This window comes from Brevundimonas faecalis (assembly GCF_040549405.1).
GTDB lineage: Bacteria > Pseudomonadota > Alphaproteobacteria > Caulobacterales > Caulobacteraceae > Brevundimonas > Brevundimonas faecalis.
Map to the genome: position 1 here is coordinate 342,856 of NZ_JBEPTF010000001.1, position 15,151 is coordinate 358,006.

The 15,151-nt window shown below is 69.4% G+C and carries 25 protein-coding genes; 13 read left to right on the top strand and 12 right to left on the bottom strand.

Annotation, left to right across the window (positions count from 1 at the left end):
* Nucleotides 1-27: 27 nt before the first annotated feature.
* The 3 genes from uvrC to ABIE19_RS01550 are packed head-to-tail and all read right to left on the bottom strand — an operon-like array spanning nt 28 to nt 2,861.
* The gene (gene uvrC / locus ABIE19_RS01540; RefSeq protein WP_354087350.1) at nt 28-1,911 is read right to left on the bottom strand and encodes an excinuclease ABC subunit UvrC; all 1,884 of its coding nucleotides are present in this window, start codon (nt 1,909-1,911) and stop codon (nt 28-30) included.
* 16 nt (nt 1,912-1,927) lie between these two features.
* Complete coding sequence (locus tag ABIE19_RS01545; protein ID WP_354087351.1) at nt 1,928-2,374, bottom strand: DMT family transporter; 447 nt, start codon at nt 2,372-2,374, stop codon at nt 1,928-1,930.
* A gap of 13 nt (nt 2,375-2,387) precedes the next feature.
* The gene (locus ABIE19_RS01550; protein ID WP_354087352.1) at nt 2,388-2,861 is read right to left on the bottom strand and encodes an NUDIX domain-containing protein; all 474 of its coding nucleotides are present in this window, start codon (nt 2,859-2,861) and stop codon (nt 2,388-2,390) included.
* A gap of 167 nt (nt 2,862-3,028) precedes the next feature.
* Here ABIE19_RS01550 and ABIE19_RS01555 point away from each other — a divergent pair, with 167 nt between their 5' ends.
* The 7 genes from ABIE19_RS01555 to ABIE19_RS01585 all read left to right on the top strand — a co-directional run bounded on the left by ABIE19_RS01555 (nt 3,029) and on the right by ABIE19_RS01585 (nt 6,359).
* Nucleotides 3,029-3,430: a dihydroneopterin aldolase gene (locus ABIE19_RS01555; RefSeq protein WP_354087353.1), complete on the top strand. Its 402-nt coding sequence runs from the start codon at nt 3,029-3,031 to the stop codon at nt 3,428-3,430.
* Nucleotides 3,431-4,210 carry an SDR family oxidoreductase gene (locus tag ABIE19_RS01560; RefSeq protein ID WP_354087354.1) on the top strand — a complete coding sequence of 260 codons (780 nt, stop codon included), beginning with the start codon at nt 3,431-3,433 and terminating at the stop codon, nt 4,208-4,210.
* Between the two features lie 107 nt (nt 4,211-4,317).
* Complete coding sequence (locus ABIE19_RS01565) at nt 4,318-4,854, top strand: 6-pyruvoyl trahydropterin synthase family protein (protein ID WP_354087355.1); 537 nt, start codon at nt 4,318-4,320, stop codon at nt 4,852-4,854.
* Nucleotides 4,851-5,240 (top strand): dihydroneopterin aldolase, encoded by a 390-nt coding sequence (folB, locus tag ABIE19_RS01570; protein WP_354087356.1) that lies wholly within the window; start codon nt 4,851-4,853, stop codon nt 5,238-5,240. The genes ABIE19_RS01565 and folB overlap by 4 nt, the downstream gene beginning before the upstream one ends.
* A 52-nt stretch (nt 5,241-5,292) precedes the next feature.
* A complete protein-coding gene (locus tag ABIE19_RS01575; RefSeq protein WP_354087357.1) occupies nt 5,293-5,664 on the top strand; it encodes a serine/threonine protein kinase in 372 nt (123 codons plus the stop codon).
* Nucleotides 5,665-5,675: 11 nt separating this feature from the next.
* Nucleotides 5,676-6,056 carry a hypothetical protein gene (locus ABIE19_RS01580; protein ID WP_354087358.1) on the top strand — a complete coding sequence of 127 codons (381 nt, stop codon included), beginning with the start codon at nt 5,676-5,678 and terminating at the stop codon, nt 6,054-6,056.
* A gap of 15 nt (nt 6,057-6,071) precedes the next feature.
* Complete coding sequence (locus ABIE19_RS01585; protein WP_354087359.1) at nt 6,072-6,359, top strand: GNAT family N-acetyltransferase; 288 nt, start codon at nt 6,072-6,074, stop codon at nt 6,357-6,359.
* Between the two features lie 194 nt (nt 6,360-6,553).
* Here the strand turns inward: ABIE19_RS01585 and ABIE19_RS01590 are convergent, their stop codons facing one another.
* The gene (locus ABIE19_RS01590; RefSeq protein ID WP_354087360.1) at nt 6,554-6,883 is read right to left on the bottom strand and encodes a hypothetical protein; all 330 of its coding nucleotides are present in this window, start codon (nt 6,881-6,883) and stop codon (nt 6,554-6,556) included.
* A gap of 279 nt (nt 6,884-7,162) precedes the next feature.
* On the opposite strand from ABIE19_RS01590, the gene ABIE19_RS01595 reads away from it, so the two are divergent.
* The 3 genes from ABIE19_RS01595 (at nt 7,163) to ABIE19_RS01605 (ending at nt 9,384) form a co-directional block, all read left to right on the top strand.
* Nucleotides 7,163-8,380 (top strand): acyltransferase family protein, encoded by a 1,218-nt coding sequence (locus ABIE19_RS01595; protein WP_354087361.1) that lies wholly within the window; start codon nt 7,163-7,165, stop codon nt 8,378-8,380.
* A 61-nt stretch (nt 8,381-8,441) separates the two neighbouring features.
* Nucleotides 8,442-9,077, top strand: coding sequence for a hypothetical protein (locus ABIE19_RS01600; RefSeq protein WP_354087362.1), 636 nt, complete (start codon nt 8,442-8,444; stop codon nt 9,075-9,077).
* Nucleotides 9,078-9,081: 4 nt separating this feature from the next.
* Nucleotides 9,082-9,384, top strand: a complete 303-nt coding sequence (locus ABIE19_RS01605; protein ID WP_354087363.1) for a winged helix-turn-helix domain-containing protein — start codon at nt 9,082-9,084, stop codon at nt 9,382-9,384.
* A gap of 197 nt (nt 9,385-9,581) precedes the next feature.
* Here ABIE19_RS01605 and ABIE19_RS01610 read toward each other — a convergent pair whose 3' ends face one another.
* From ABIE19_RS01610 to ABIE19_RS01620, 3 genes are all read right to left on the bottom strand, one after another.
* The gene (locus ABIE19_RS01610; RefSeq protein ID WP_354087364.1) at nt 9,582-10,013 is read right to left on the bottom strand and encodes a GreA/GreB family elongation factor; all 432 of its coding nucleotides are present in this window, start codon (nt 10,011-10,013) and stop codon (nt 9,582-9,584) included.
* A gap of 35 nt (nt 10,014-10,048) precedes the next feature.
* Nucleotides 10,049-10,213 (bottom strand): hypothetical protein, encoded by a 165-nt coding sequence (locus ABIE19_RS01615; protein ID WP_354087365.1) that lies wholly within the window; start codon nt 10,211-10,213, stop codon nt 10,049-10,051.
* 294 nt (nt 10,214-10,507) lie between these two features.
* Complete coding sequence (locus ABIE19_RS01620) at nt 10,508-10,780, bottom strand: hypothetical protein (protein WP_354087366.1); 273 nt, start codon at nt 10,778-10,780, stop codon at nt 10,508-10,510.
* A 9-nt stretch (nt 10,781-10,789) separates the two neighbouring features.
* Here ABIE19_RS01620 and folP point away from each other — a divergent pair, with 9 nt between their 5' ends.
* Complete coding sequence (folP, locus tag ABIE19_RS01625) at nt 10,790-11,605, top strand: dihydropteroate synthase (RefSeq protein WP_354087367.1); 816 nt, start codon at nt 10,790-10,792, stop codon at nt 11,603-11,605.
* Nucleotide 11,606: 1 nt separating this feature from the next.
* On the opposite strand, the gene ABIE19_RS01630 is transcribed toward folP, so the two are convergent.
* Genes ABIE19_RS01630 through ABIE19_RS01650 form a run of 5 tightly spaced genes read right to left on the bottom strand, consistent with a single transcriptional unit; the run spans nt 11,607 to nt 13,780 of the window.
* Entirely contained in the window at nt 11,607-11,999 is a 393-nt protein-coding gene (locus ABIE19_RS01630) for a VOC family protein (RefSeq protein ID WP_354087368.1), read from the bottom strand.
* Nucleotides 11,996-12,436 (bottom strand): SRPBCC family protein, encoded by a 441-nt coding sequence (locus tag ABIE19_RS01635; protein ID WP_354087369.1) that lies wholly within the window; start codon nt 12,434-12,436, stop codon nt 11,996-11,998. The genes ABIE19_RS01630 and ABIE19_RS01635 overlap by 4 nt, the downstream gene beginning before the upstream one ends.
* A complete protein-coding gene (locus ABIE19_RS01640) occupies nt 12,433-12,918 on the bottom strand; it encodes an SRPBCC family protein (RefSeq protein ID WP_354087370.1) in 486 nt (161 codons plus the stop codon). Before ABIE19_RS01640 ends, ABIE19_RS01635 begins: the two co-directional genes overlap by 4 nt.
* Nucleotides 12,915-13,472: an SRPBCC family protein gene (locus ABIE19_RS01645; RefSeq protein ID WP_354087371.1), complete on the bottom strand. Its 558-nt coding sequence runs from the start codon at nt 13,470-13,472 to the stop codon at nt 12,915-12,917. The genes ABIE19_RS01640 and ABIE19_RS01645 overlap by 4 nt, the downstream gene beginning before the upstream one ends.
* A complete protein-coding gene (locus ABIE19_RS01650) occupies nt 13,469-13,780 on the bottom strand; it encodes an ArsR/SmtB family transcription factor (RefSeq protein ID WP_354087372.1) in 312 nt (103 codons plus the stop codon). The genes ABIE19_RS01645 and ABIE19_RS01650 overlap by 4 nt, the downstream gene beginning before the upstream one ends.
* Nucleotides 13,781-13,887: 107 nt before the next feature.
* Between ABIE19_RS01650 and ABIE19_RS01655 the strand changes: the two genes are divergently transcribed.
* Both ABIE19_RS01655 and thiD read left to right on the top strand, forming a co-directional pair.
* Nucleotides 13,888-14,232, top strand: a complete 345-nt coding sequence (locus ABIE19_RS01655; RefSeq protein ID WP_354087373.1) for a DMT family transporter — start codon at nt 13,888-13,890, stop codon at nt 14,230-14,232.
* Entirely contained in the window at nt 14,229-15,101 is an 873-nt protein-coding gene (gene thiD / locus ABIE19_RS01660) for a bifunctional hydroxymethylpyrimidine kinase/phosphomethylpyrimidine kinase (RefSeq protein ID WP_435521122.1), read from the top strand. The genes ABIE19_RS01655 and thiD overlap by 4 nt, the downstream gene beginning before the upstream one ends.
* Nucleotides 15,102-15,151 lie beyond the last annotated feature (50 nt).

Here is a 15,151-nt window from a genome sequence, read left to right on the forward strand (position 1 = left end):
ACCCGCAGCGGTTCGTGGCTCAAGTCTTCAGTTCTTGCGGAAGAAGCCGTGGATGCGTTCGGCCAGGGACTGGTTGATCCCGTCGACCTTGAGCAGGTCGGCGACGGAGGCGCGGCCGACGCCCTTGGCCGAGCCGAAGGCGTGCAGCAGGGCCTTCTTGCGTCCCGGCCCGACGCCTTCGATCTCGTCCAGCGGGTTTTTCTTGATGTCCATGGAGCGGCGCTTGGCGTGGGCGCCGTTGGCGAAGCGGTGCGCCTCGTCCCGCAGTCGCTGGATGTAGTAGAGGGCCGGGCTCTTCAGCGGCAGCATGAAGGGCGGCTTGCCGGGCATGAAGAAATGCTCTTTGCCCGCGTCGCGATCCGGCCCCTTGGCCACCCCGACCACGGCGATGTCGTCCACCCCCAGATCGGCCATGACGGCCAGGACCTCGGCCAGCTGACCCGCGCCGCCGTCGATCAGCAGAAGGTCGGGGCGCTCGACCGCCTCGCCGGCCTCCTCGTCCTTGACCAGCTTGCCGAAGCGCCGCTGCATGACCTCGCGCATCATGCCGTAGTCGTCGCCGGGGGTCAGGTCCTCGCCCCGGATGTTGAACTTGCGGTACTGGTTCTTGCGGAAACCCTCGGGCCCCGCGACGATCATGCCGCCCACCGCATTGGTCCCCTGGATATGGGCGTTGTCGTAGACCTCGATCCGCTCGGGCCGGGCGTCCAGGCCGAAGGCCTCGCAGACCTCGTCCAGGATCTTCGACTGGGCCGAGTTCTCGGCCAGCTTGCGGCCCAGGGCCTCGCGGGCGTTGGTCAGGGCGTGATCGACCAGGCCCGCCTTGCCGCCGCGCAGGGGCTTGGCGATCTCGACCCTGTGCTCGGCCTTCATGCTGAAGGCTTCCTCCAGCAGCTCCAGTTCATGCGGACGGACATTGGACAGGATCAGGCGCGGGACCGGCTTGTCCTCGTAGAACTGGCCCAGGAAGGCGGCCAGGATTTCCGGGTCGGTGTCCGACTTGTCGATGCGCGGGAAATAGGCGCGCCCGCCCCAGTTCTGGCCCGCGCGATAGAAGAAGACCTGGACGCAGGCTTGGCCCCCCTCGGCGTGCAGGGCGAAGACGTCGGCCTCGGCCACTCCGTCGGCGTTGACGCTGTTCTCCATGGCGATGGCCGACAGGGCGCGGATACGGTCGCGCACCCGGGCGGCGGTCTCGAAGTCCAGGTCGTCGGAGGCGGCCTGCATCTCCTGCGACAGGCGGCCGATGACGGCGCGCGACTTGCCGCGCAGGAACTGTTCCGCCTCGCTGACCAGATCGCCGTAGTCCTCCAGGCTGATCAGGCCGGTGCAGGGGGCGGAGCAGCGCTTGATCTGGTGCAGCATGCAGGGCCGCGTCCGGGTCTCGTAGACGCTGTCGGAGCAGGACCGCAGCAGAAAGGCCTTCTGCAGGGTGTTCAGGGTGTTGTTCACCGCCCAGGTCGAAGCGAAGGGGCCGAAATAGTCGCCGGGAATGGTGTGGGCGCCGCGATGCTTGCGGACCTGGGGCGCGCGGTGGTCGCGGCGGATCATCAGTTCGGCGAAGGACTTGTCGTCGCGCAGCAGGACGTTGAAGCGGGGCTTCAGCTTCTTGATGAAGTTGGACTCGAGCAGCAGGGCCTCGGTTTCGGACGCCGTGACCACCAGCTCCATCGCACGGGTCAGGCTGACCATCAGGCCGATGCGCTGGGTGTGGAAACGCCCTTGCGCGTACTGGACCACCCGCTTCTTCAGCGACTTGGCCTTGCCGACATAGAGGCAGGCGCCGTCCTCGCCGTACATGCGATAGACGCCGGGCTTGTCGGGCGCGCGCCGCGCCTCGTCCGCGATCAGCTCCGCGGCCTGGAGCGGCAGGGCGGTCGTTTCCGGAATGTCGGGCGTCGGGTCGGTCATCGGGCGGGATATAGGCTCAGCCGCGCCGGACCAGAAGGACGCCGCCCACCACCAGCAGGACGCCGGCGACGCGGGTCAGGCTGACCGGCTGCTGCGGCACGCCCATGACGCCGAAATGATCCAGGATCAGGCTTAGCGCCAACTGGCCCGCCACCATCAGGGTGATGGTCAGGGCCACTCCGAACCGGGGCACGCCCCAGGCCGCCGCGACCACGAAGACGCAGCCGTAGAGGCCGCCCATCCAGGCCCACCAGGGCAGGGCCTTCACCGCCTGGGCGTCGGGCCGGACATGCAGGGAGGCGGCCAGGACGCCCAGGGCCACGGTTCCGACGAAGAAGGAGACGAAGGCGGCGTTGACCGGCGAGCCGAGGGCCCCGGCCAGGCGCGCATTGGTCGGTCCCTGCAGCGCCGTCGCGGCGCCGCCCAGGATCATGGCGAAAAGGGCGAGAAGGGGAAGCTGCATCGTCTTCAGAACCTCACCAGTTCGGGTCGGCGGGGGCGCCGTCGAAGACTTCGGCCAATCGGGCGCGGGTGGCGCGGGTCGTGTCCTCAGGCAAGGCGTCGGGGGCGAACCAGCCGATCTCGGCGATCTCACCATGGCTGGTCCGGTCGGTCAGGTCGAAGGCGTCCACGGCGAAGACCAGGACATGGTCGCCGCGAAAGAAGCGCTCGTTGGAATGGACCGACAGCAGGCGCGGCTCGGACCGGGCGATCAGCCCCGCTTCCTCGCGCAGTTCACGGACCACGGCCGCCTGTGTCGTCTCGCCGCGATCCACCCCGCCGCCGGGCAGCCACCAGCCGTGCAGATAGGTGTGCTTGACCAGCAGCACCCGGCCCTGCGTATCCGTCGCCACGCCGCGCACGCCCAGGGTCATGCCCCGGCTGAGCCGCGACGCCGTGAAGAAGAGCGGACGGGTGAAGGGCTCGATTCGCGTACGCCAGGTGGTCATGGATCGACCATAGGCCGCACGGCGACGGCTTGAACAGCGCCCTTGATCCGGACTGGGCCGCGCTCTATTCGAGCGGTTGCACAGGAGCTTCGCCATGCTGGCCATCGCCATCATCTTCGCCTTCATCGCCGTCATCGCCGCCGTGAACTTCTACGAGTTCGGCCGGATTGACTGAATCGGCCGCCGGCGCGGGCGGGTTCGACTGGCGCACCGCCGGGGATCATGTCCGCGTCCTTCTGTCCGACGTCGCGGTCGATGTGCGCATCGGCCTGCACCCGTGGGAGCGGCACCCCGAGCGCCCCACGCGACTGATCGTCAATGTCGAGATGTTCGCCGCCTGGCCTCTCTCTGACGGCGGCTTCATCGACTACGACCGGGTGCGCGCCCATATCGCGGGCTGGCGCGGGCGCGACCACGTCGACCTGCTGGAGACCCTGGTTGAGGAGCTGATCCGGGTCTGCTTTGACCTGCCGGCGGTCGAGGCCTGTCGCGTGCGGATCGTCAAGCCCCACATCTTCCCCGAGGCCGCCGGAGCGGGCGTCGAAATCTTCCGTCGCAGGCCGACCTGAATGAGCGGCTCGGCGCGCAAGGTCGTCCTGATCACCGGCGCGGCGCGGCGCGTGGGCGCGGGGATCGCCCGCGTCCTGGCGGCGGCGGGTTGGGACGTGGCCGTCCATCATCGCGGCGGGGCCGACGAGGCCGCCGCCCTGGCGCAGGCGTTGAACGCGACCGGCGCACGGGCCGAGACCTTCCAAGCCGACCTAGGCGCAGCGAGCGAGCGCGACGCCCTGATCCCGGCCGTGGTCGAGCGTTTCGGCTGGATCGACGCCCTGGTGAACAACGCCTCCCTGTTTCGCTACGACACCCTGCAGACCCTGACGCCGGGATCGTGGGACGCCCACCTGGCGGCCAACCTGACCGCGCCCGTCTTCCTGATCCGCGACTTCGCGGCGGCCGTGGCGGCGCGGGACGGGCAGGGGGTCGTGGTCAACATCCTGGACCACAAGGTCGACAGTCCGAACCCGGACTTCTTCGCCTATACGGCGGGCAAGCTGGGGCTGGCGGGGCTGACGCGGACCCTGGCCATGGGGCTGGCGCCGCGCGTGCGGCTGTGCGGGATCTCGCCCGGCCTGATCCTGCGCAGCGGCGACCAGACCGAGGCCGAGTACCAGGCCGCCTGGCGCGACACCCCCCTGGGGCGCGGCGCGACGATCGATGACGTGGCCGGCGCCGTCCGCTTCGTGCTGGAGACGCCCAGCCTGACGGGGCAGAATCTGACCCTCGACGGGGGCGAAAGCCTGGTCGGTCGGGCGCGCGACGTGGCCTTCGACGAAGGCCTGCTGTCCTGAGACCGCCTTTACTTCGCCGCCGTCAGGGTGTTGATGCGCGAGCCCTCGCGGCCCCCTATATGGGACGGCCGACGTCCCTGACCTTCTAGAGCCCGACTTTTCCGCCCATGCCCGCCGTCCAGTTCACCCGCCGCTTCTCGATGGCGCACCGGCTGATCGCCGATGCGGCCTCGAAGTGCGCCGTGCCGCACGGGCATAACGAGTTCGTCCGCGTCACGCTGGAGCCGACGGCCGAGATCGCCTTCGGCGGGTCGAACCATGCGGCCTCCTTCGACCAGTTGAAGCGGCGCTGGCACGGCTTCGTCGACCGAGGCCTGGATCACGCCTTCCAGTTGAACGGCGCCGACCCCCTGCTGACCTGGTTCCGGACGCACGAGCCGGAACGCCTGAAGCAGGTGCTGGTGATCGACGGGGACCCGACCACCGAGGCCCTGGTCATCGCCCTGTGGCGCAAGCTGGAGGCCATACTGGCGGCCGAGGGCCTGCCCTTCCGCCTGGCCGAGCTGTCGATCGAGGAGACGCCGACCAATACGGTGACCGCGCGCGGCCTGACCGAGGCGGAGCGGGCCTGGAAGCTGGGCGGCTGGTGCGACCGGCCCGATTTCAGCATCAACGACATCCTGCCGCCGGAGACCTGGTCGTGAGCGCCGTCGTCACCCCTCTGCCCCTGATCGAACCGCGCCGCCTCGGCCTGACGGTCCGGGTGCGCGAACTGCGCGTCGAGGCCTCCATCGGGGTCTATGATCACGAGCACGGCCGCCTTCAGCCCCTGGTGGTGGACGTGGAGCTGGACCTGGGCGCGGCGCCCATCGACCGTCTGTCGGACACCCTGGACTACGACGGCGTGGCCCGAATCGTGCGCGACTTGGCGGCCGGTCCGCACATCGCCCTGATCGAGACCTTCGCCGAGCGGGCGGCCCTGGCCTGCCTGGAGGACCACCGCGTCCTGGCGGTCAAGGTCCGGGTGGACAAGCCCGGCGCCATTCCCGGGGCGGCGGCGGCCGGCTGTGAAGTCGCCTATTCGCGCTGACGGTTGCGCGGGACCGTCGGTCCCGCCATCATCGCGCTCTTGCGAGGTTTCGATGGTCCAATACGGCGATTACGACAGGCATGACGCGGAGGCGTCGCCCGATCTGTCCAGCCTCTATGTCGGTTACGCCCTGATCCTGTTCGCCGTGCCGACCTTCGGCGCGGCGGCGGCGATCGGCCTGCTGCGCATGTGGCGCAAGACGCCGCCCGCCGATCCCGTGGCGCGCAGCCACTTCATCTTCCAGCAGCGCACCCTGACGGCGGCCGTCGCGGCCATCCTGGCCGGGGTCCTGTTGATCGTCATCAACGTCGGGGTCTTCGTCCTGTTCTTCATGGCGATCTGGACCATCGTCCGCGGCGCCCTGGGTCTGAAGGACCTGCTGCAGGGTCGCGCCGTCCGCCATCCCCACCGCCTGTTCTACTGAGAGGGCCGCCCGTGACCGACCAGCCGCAAGCCGCGCTTGAGCGCGGAAACGGACGCGACGGCGCCATCCTGGCCTGGATTCTCTACATCCTGTCGATCCCCAGCGCGAACCTGCTGGTCCTGGTCGGCCTGGTCGTGGCCTATGCCTGCCGGGGTTCGGCGACGGGGCTGGCGGCCCAGCACATAGAGGCGCAGATCAGGCTGTTCTGGTCGGTCTTTTGGATCAGCGTGATCCTGTGGGCCTTGGTCGCGGTCAGCATCGTGGCCTCCATCATGCTGATCGGCGTGCCCTTCCTGATTCTTTTCGGCCTGCTTCTGCTGCTGGTGTCGATCTGGTTCACGGTGAAAAGCGTTCTGGGTCTGCTGGCCCTGCTCAACGACAGGCCGGCCTGATCACAGGAGTCGCCGATGAGCGCCTTTAGAGACCTGCCCGCCGACCGCCGCTACCAGCAGGAGTTCGCCGACGAAACGGGCGTGGAGCGCCCCGTCTGGGCCGACTACGCCGTGCGCGGAGAGGCCCGCGTCATCCTTCACGTCGAGGCCCATCCCGCCCTGCGCGGCAGCGGCGCGGCCAGCCGCTTCATGCAGGCCCTGGCCGATCACGCTCGAGCTGAAAAGCTGACCTTGATCCCCCATTGCAGCTACGCCGTCGCCTGGCTGAAGCGTCATCCGGAATATGCGGACGTGACCGCCTGAACTGCTTCTCCTCCCCTGCGCAGCGGGGGAGGGGGACCATGCGCAGCATGGTGGAGGGGGCGAAAGTTCGGGCTATGGTTTCGGGGACAGGCGGGGCCACGATGGAAACTGGCTGGCCGGTTCGCCATATTCGCCCCCACCACCGCTCCGCGGTCCCCCTCCCCCGTAAACGGGGGAGGATAACGAAGGCGAACCTAGACGTGGCTCTTGGCGACGATGGCCTTCATGGTCTCGGCCTTGGCGGGCAGGTCCTGGACCAGACGGGCGGCCAGTTCGCGGGCGCCGACCGGATAGGCGTCGCCGCCCTCGGCGATCTCCTTGGCCATGTCCGAGGCCTTCAGCAGAACCTCCTCCAGGGCCTCGACCTGCTCCAGGGCCAGGGCGCGGGCCTCGGCCTGCAGGCGCTTCACGCGCTCGGCCGTGGTTTCGGGGGCGCGCATCAGGTCATAGACCTCCGCCTCGGGGGAGGAGACGACCCGCAGGTTGGCGCGGGCGTCGCTGTCGGAGTTGCTGGACTTGGTCATGAAAGGTCTCTCCACGCGCACCATGCCGTAATTTCGCCTCAAGGTCGCAAGGGAAATGCGGCCAAGCTTGATCCGTCGCGCGCATGTTGCACCCGCGCATCATGAACCGGGCGTGAAGAGTCGGTCCGCGTGTCGTCGCCGCTCTCGCGGGCGGCGGCGGGGCATCAGTCTCAGGCAGAAACCGCGAGCGCCGAGGCTTCATCACACGTAGGTCGATAAACAGGTTTGTAATTCAGACTAGTCTGTGCAAATTGACGCCATCCACAACGGGAGGGCGCCATGACGGCATCCCACATCAAAGATTCCGAACGCCTGCACGGCCTCGACGGGCTGCGCGCCGCCGCCCTGCTGCTGGGGGTGGTGCTGCACGCCAGCCTGTCCTTCTTCCCCAGCCAGATCTGGATCGTGGCCGACGACAGCCGCTCCATCGGGGCGGCCTGGCTGTTCTTCGCCATCCACCTGTTCCGCATGGCGGCCTTCTTCATGATCGCCGGCCTGTTCGCCCACATGATGCTGGCGCGCAAAGGCTGGGCCGCCTTCGCGCGGGACCGGCTGATCCGCATCACCGGGGTTCTGGGCGCCTTCTGGCTTCCGGTCATGGTCGGCATCGTCACGGCCCTGGTCTGGAACGCCCACGCCAACGGCCTGGTCACGCCCGGCGCCCCGCCTCCGCCCCCGCCGACCTATGATTGGACGAACGTGCCGTTGACCCACCTGTGGTTCCTGTGGGTCCTGACCCTCTTCTATGCGGCGACCCTTCTGCTGCGGGCGCCCTTCGCAAGGCTGGACCGGACGGGCGGCTGGGGCCGGATGGTCGATCGGGCCACCGGCGCCCTGGTCGGGCCCTGGACGCCGGCCGTGCTGGCCGCGCCCCTGGCCCTGGCCCTGTGGCTGGACCCGAAGTGGATCGCCTTCTTCGCCGTGCCGACGCCGGACGCGGGCCTGATTCCCCATCCCTCCGCCCTGGTCGGCTTCGGCCTGGCCTTCGGTTTCGGCTTCCTGCTGGACCGGCGGCGCGACCTGCTGGGCCGGATCGCCGCCTGGTCGCCCCTGTTCCTGATCGTCGCCGTGGTCGCAGGTTTCGCCGCCTATCGACTGGCGGGAGGGCCGGTCGTCACGCCCATGGTCGAGCCGACGTCGCAAAAGGCGATTGCGGCGGCGGTCATGGCCCTGGCGGTCTACGCCTCCGCCCTGGCGGCCATGGGGCTGTGCCTGAGGTTCCTCTCGACCCGCAATCCGGTGCAGCGCTACCTGTCGGACGCCTCCTACTGGGTCTACATCCTGCATCTGCCGCTGGTCATGCTGGCCCAGGTCTGGGTGCAGGACTGGCCCGCGCCGTGGCCGATCAAGCTGGTCGGCGTGTCGGCGGGCGTGCTGGGCCTCTGCCTGGTCAGCTATGAGCTGACGGTGCGTCACGGCTTCATGGGCCGGTGGCTGAACGGACGGCGCATTCCCTGGCGTCGCGCGCCCCAGGTCGCGCCGGCGGCGGCCGAATAGCTTGCCAACCTCGGCCGGCGCGTTCATCCCGAAGGCGTCGGCCGTCCCAAGGATTCGTTCCATGCCCGAAAAGCCCCGCACGCCCGAAGCCGATCTGGCCTTCCTGCGCTCCATCGTGGAGGGGGGCGGGCCGAAGGGGCACCTGACGCTGGGCGTCGCCTATCTGGCCGGGGGCCTGCTGTACGGCGGACAGTGCCTGTTCCACATCGGACAGTTCATGGGCTGGATCCGTTGGCCGGACCTGGCCAATCTGGCGGTGGTGGTCGGCGTCCTGCTGGCCTTCACGGCGGTCATGGTCTGGTCCGTGCGCGAGGACCGCAAGGCGCCCCAGCCCGGCCCCATGGCCACGCGGACGATGAACGCCGCCTTCAGCGCCACCGGCATGGCCAACCTGGCCATCGTCGCCATCTTCGGCGCGGGCGCGGTGCGGGAGCAGGACTTCTCGATCTGGCTCTACTACCCAGCCGTGGTCTTCGCCTTCCAGGCGGCGGCCTGGTACGTGGCCTGGGAGCTGAAGAAGAGAGTCTGGATGCTGGCCGTGGCCATCGGCGGCTGGCTGACGGCGGCGGCCCTGGGTCTTCTGGTGCGCGATCCGGGCCCCTACCTGGTGGTCTGCACCGCGGCCCTCTTCCTGCTGTTCGCGGCGCCCGGCTGGGTCATGACACGCGACGCCCTGAAGGCGCGGGCGGCGCGCTGATCCCATGGCGCTGGGCGATCTCGGCAAGATCGACGAGGTGATCCACGGCCGCCTGCGGCTGGGGATCATGGTCTATCTGGCCGACGCCGAGGCGGCCGACTTCACCGAGCTGAAGACGGTGCTGGAGGCGACCCAGGGCAACCTGTCCGTCCACCTGAAGAAGCTGGAGGAGGCGGGCTATGTCGCCATCAGCAAGAGCTTCGTGAACAACAAGCCCCTGACCCGGGTCGCCATCACGCCCGAGGGGCGGACGGCCTTCGCGATCTATCTGGAAGCCCTGGGCGGGCTGATCGGACGGAAGGGCTAGGCGACGCCCCAGAAACTCCTCCCCCGTTTACGGGGGAGGGGGACCGCGGAGAGGTGGAGGGGGCGACTACAGCCGCTGCGTTCAACCGGCTCTCACCATCGCCTGCCCAAGCCCGGAAGCCGCAGCCCGAACCTTCGCCCCCTCCACCACGCTGCGCGCGGTCCCCCTCCCCCGCTTCGCAGGGGAGGAGCAGGCTTTCAGCGAGCGGCGGCCTCGATGGGGTCTTCGTCCTCGATGAGGACGGCGGTCAGCTTGCGGGTTTCGCCGGACGGGTCGGGCCACTGGATGGACTGGCCCTCCTTCAGGCCGATCAGGCCCGCGCCGACGTGGGACAGGATGGAGACGCGACCCGCGTCGATGTCGGCCTCGCGCGGCAGGACCAGCTGGACGCGGCGCACCTCGGGATGGCGGTCGTCGGCGTAGTGAAGCCAGCGGTTCAGGCCGACCACGTCCCGGGGCATGTCGGCCTCGTCGTAGACCTGGGCGCGGTCCAGTTCCTGCTGCAGCAGACCGGCGGGGCCCGTTCCGGGCAGGTCGCCGACCAGGCGGTCGAGGGCGTCGAAGTCCTCGCGGCTGAGGATGATGGCGGGCAGGGCCGGAGGGCGGCCGCGGGGCTTGGCGACAGGCATGGTTTTCTCTTTTGAACTTTTGACGTGAAAGGGGATCAGGCGGCCGAGGGGCCGTCGTCGTCGCCGTCGTCTTCGGAAACGGCGGCGGGGTCAGGTCCCGACGCAGGCCCGGACAGGGGCGGCCGGGCCGGACGCCGAAAGGGCAGGATGTCGGCGCCGCGCGGGGGCGACGCAGGGGAATCGTCTTGACGATCGGTCATGACAGACGTGCTCGCGGGCGGCCGTTTCGGCCTGCGCACGCGGTCCTGGTTCAGTGGAAGGAAATGGAAAGGTTGCGAAACGACGCGCCCCGTAGCGGGCGACGACGCACGGCCGGCCGCTACGGGTTAGAAGCCTTCGACGCGGCGACCCGCGTGGGTGAGGCGTCGAGCCTGGCTGACGAAATGTTCCATAACGACTAGAGGCTGGGCCTCGGCGCGCCGAAAGTCAAACCGCCGTCATGGGAGTTCTTGTCGCATGAGCGTGCACGTTTTGGTGAGGCTTGGCTTTCGTCGCTAACCTTCGTCGGTGTCGTATGAGCCCGCATCATAGAGATAGAGCGTGATTTCATCTGCAAATGCGTGCGCCCACGTCACCGCATCAGCGACGGAAATAGCCGTGCGGACAGCATAGATGTCGCCTGAGGCGATGGATGCGCTCGGATCAGCGTTGTCATGCGACCCATCGACGTCGGGATTATGATTATCGTGCCAGGTGGCTTCTGCTACGGCGTCAATTGTCCGCCATAGGTGCAGATTGGTGCGGCGGTCGTGAATATTCGTGATCATGGAGCGACGATGGCGCATCAACGGACCCGTGTCATGGGCATCGTCAACGTCACGCCCGATAGCTTTTCCGACGGCGGCCTGCATGCGACGCAGGAGGCGGCCCTGGCCCACGCCCTGCGCCTGATCGCCGAGGGCGCCGACGTGCTGGACATCGGCGGCGAAAGCACCCGCCCGGGCGCCGAGCCGGTGGGAGAGGACGAGGAGATCGCCCGCACCCTGCCCTTGATCGCGGCCATAGGGGCGCGGTGGGACGGAATGATCAGCATCGACACCATGAAGCCGGGCGTGGCGCGCGCCGCCGTCCGGGCCGGGGCGGGCATGTGGAACGACGTGACGGCCCTGACCCATGCGCCGGACAGCCTGGCGACCGCCGCCGAACTGGGCTGCGAGGTGGTGCTGATGCACATGAAGGGCGATCCCCGGACCATGCAGGACGACCCCCGCTATGACGACGTGGTCGCGGAGGTCGCGGCCCATCTGGCCGCGCGGGCCGAGGCGGCCGAGGCGGCGGGCGTGGCGCGCGACAGGATCTGGCTGGACCCCGGCATAGGCTTCGCCAAGACCACGGCGCACAACCTGGCCCTGACCGCGCGGCTGGAGACCCTGGTCGCGCTGGGCCGGCCGGTGCTCTACGCCGCCAGCCGCAAGCGGTCGATCCGCGAGATCGACTCCACGGCCGCGGCGCCGACCGACCGCCTGGGCGGCTCGCTGGCCCTGGCCCTGGAGGGGGCGCGGCGCGGCGCGGCCATGGTGCGCGTCCACGACGTGCGCGAGACGGTCCAGGCGCTGAAGCTGCAGGCGGCCGTGAGAGCCGTCGCCGTCTGACCTATTCGAAATTCAGCTGCCAGGAGACGCCGAAGCGGTCGTTCACCCAGGCGAACCGGCGGCTGAAACCATAGTCGCCGGGCGGCATCAGGACGGCCCCTTCGTCCGACAGGGCGTCGGCCAGGCGGTCCACCTCGGCCGCGTCCCGGCACAGGTGGAAGAAGGAGGTCGAGGGGGTGAAGTCGAAGGCGTGGCGGATGGTGCTGTCGTTGGCGATCACCTCCAGCCCGTCGATGGAGACGCGGGCCAGCATGATCAGGCCGTCTCCGCCCGGCGTCCCTTCCGGATAGGGCTGGACCGACAGGGTGCGCGTGTCCGGCAGGGTCGCGGCATAGAAGTCGAGCGCGGCGCGGCAACGGCCGTTCTGGAACATCAGGAAGGGTGCGGTCGTCACGGCGCGGCCTCCGTCATGCGGTGCAGGTTGTCGAGGATCATGGTCCAGCCCGCCGTGGTGCGCTCGGCCCAGGCGGCCCAGGCGGGCGCGAGGTCATGGGTCAGGACGACCTCGCATCCCCCGTCGCGGGGAAGGAAGTCTACGGTGACGCGGGTCTTCTCGGTCGGCGCCTCTTCGACCCAGAAGTCGAAGACGACGCGGCGCGGCCGGTCGACCGCGATGAAGCGGCCCCAGTGATGGGCCGGCGTCCCGTCACGCCGCTCGACGATATGGAAGCCGCCGCCGGGCACGGGGTCGTAGTCGGTCCTTTCCATCACCCCCTCGGGCGTATGGAACAGCCACTGGCCGACGCGGGCCGGATCGACGAAGGCGTCGAAGACCCGTTCGGGCGGGTGGCGGAAGGTCTTTTCGACGCGGATTTCGACAGGGGCGGTCATCGATCCTTCCAGTCCGGCGCGCGGCTGTCGGGAAAGCGATCCAGGACGAAGCCGGGTTCCACGCCGTGCTCCAGCCAGATCTTGGCTCCGGCCATGACCAGGGCGAAACCGCCGGTGGAGTCCAGGGCGGCCGCGACGCCTTCCCCGGTCGCGGGAAAGCCCCGGTTCTCGACCGTGACCCAGGTCGCGTCGCCGCGGGGCTCGAACCGCCATTCGATCTCGGTCGGCCGCGTGGCCGTGTCCCAGTCGATCAGGATGCGACGCTCGGGCTCGATCGCCTTGACCTTCACGTCCGTGCTCACGCCGTACATGGCCCAGTCCCAGCGGACCTCCGCCCCGGGCGTCAGGGGGGCGGAGCCGCCGGTGAACCAGAAGCGGGCGGTGATCGCGGGATCGACGAAGGCGGCGAAGACCTCCGCCACGGGGCGGCGGATCAGCATGCCGGCGGAGGCGATGGGGGCAGAGGCGGCGGGGGCGGTCATGAGGCGGCTCCTTCTTCTTCCAGTCGCGCGGCGTAGGCGTCGCGCAGGGCCGTCCAGCGCGGCCAGCTCCAGGCGTGGGGCGTCTGCGTCGCCGCGTCGTCCAGGCCTTCCATGTGATGATGCCAGCCGGACAGGGTGTCGCTGACCCCGCCGCGCGCCCAGCGGCTCGGCACGCGATGGACCAGGGTCAGATGAACCCCGTCGCCGTCCGGCTCCAGCCGCCAACTGACGACGGAGTCGGGGTCGCCGAAGGTGTGCTCGAACCGGGTGAAGGGGGCGTAGACCAGGACCTGGTTGTGCTGTTCGCGGCGGTCGGGCGTGTCCGGGAAGCCCTCGGTGGCGGGCTGGCGGAAGTTCAGGTCCATGCGGCCGCCGGGGCGCGGCTCGATCACGGCCTCGGCCAGCCAGCATTTCAGGCCCTCGGGCGTGGTCAGGGCCTTCCACACCCGTTCCGGCGAATGCCGCAGGCGACGCTCGAACCGCAGTTCCCAGCCGTCTTCGGTCTCTCGCCAGGCGCCTTGGTCGGCGCGGTCCAGAACAGTCGTCGAACTCATTGGGGAAACTCCTTGTCCAGATGCGCCTCCAGGGCGTCCAGCCGGTTCGACCAGAAGCGGCGGTACTGCGAGAGCCAGGCGTCCAGCTCGGCCAGGGGGGCGGGGTTCAGGCGATAGAGGCGGCGGTTGGCGTCCTTGCGCACCGCGACCAGCCCCGCCTCGCGCAGGACCGACAGGTGCCGCGACACGGTCGGCTGGCTGATCGGCAGGGCGTCGACGAAGTCCCCGGCGGGACGTTCGCCGTCCGCCAGCATGGAGACGATGGCCATGCGGTGGGGATCGGACAGGGCTTGCAGGGCGGCGTGCATGTAAATCGTCTATCGGCTATATAGCTGAATGGCAATGTATTGGTTTCGGCGTCGCCCGGACCGACCGCCCGCTTGCCCTGGCCCTCGCCTTGGCCCATGCAGCGGCCATGTCCTGGCTGATGTCGATCAATCCGTGGGCCACGCTGGTCGTGGCCGGCCTGCTGGAGGTCCTGTGGGCCTCGGGCCTCAAGACCGTGAGCCTGCAAAGGCCGCTCGCGTCCCTGGGCGTCCTGCTCGCCCTGACCGGCAGCATGGTCCTGTTGTGGATCGCGACGCAGCGGCTGCCGATCGGCACGGCCTACGCCGTCTGGACCGGCATAGGCGCGGTCGGCGCGGCCCTGGTCGGCATGGCCGTCTATCAGGAGCCGGCCACGGCGGTGCGGATGGTCTGCATCCTGCTGATCGTCGCCGGCATCGTCGGCCTGAAGCTGTTCTCGGGAGCCCCGGCATGAGCGAAGATGAACGCATGCAAGTTCGCGCCGAAAACGCCCTCAAACAGTCTCCGGCCGCGCCGGAGACGTTAGGGAAAGCAACAAGGTCCCGCGTTCTGATCCTGGCGGGCTCCGATTCCGGCGGCGGGGCGGGCATCCAGGCCGATATCAAGGCCGTGACCATGTTGGGCGGCTTCGCGGCGACGGCGATCACCGCGATCACGGTGCAGAACACCCTGGGCGTCCACGGCGTCCACCCCCTGCCGCTGGAGGTGATCGAGGCCCAGGCCCGGGCCGTGCTGGACGACATCGGCGCCGACGCGCTGAAGACCGGCATGCTGGGCTCGGTCGAGGTGGTCGAGACGGTCGCGGGCCTGATCGACTATGCGGGCGGGGTTCCGGCCGTGGTCGACCCGGTGATGATCGCCAAGGGGGGCTCGCCCCTGCTGGAGGATCGCGCGGTCGAGGCGGTGCGGCGGCTGATGGTTCCGCGCGCGGCCCTGCTGACCCCCAATGCGCCGGAAGCCGAGGCCCTGACCGGGATCGCCGTCGCCGACCTGGACGGACAGCGCCGGGCGGGCGAGGCCCTGTTGGAGATGGGCGCGCGGGCCGTGCTGATGAAGGGCGGCCACGTGCCGGGCGCGACGGTGATCGACCTGCTGCTGACCCGAGACGGCGAGACGGTGCTGGAGAGCGAGCGCATCGACACCCGCCACACCCACGGCACCGGCTGCACCCTGGCCAGCGCCTGCGCGGCGGGAATCGCCAAGGGCCTGCCGCTCCAGACGGCGGTAGCCGAGGCCTGGGCCTATGTCGCCGAAGCCATCCGCCGCGCGCCCGGCCTGGGGCAGGGGCATGGGCCGCTGGATCATGGCTGGCCGATCCGCTGAGGCCCTTCTCCTTCAAGGAGAGAAGGACTTGGCCTCGGGTCGGAATCGCC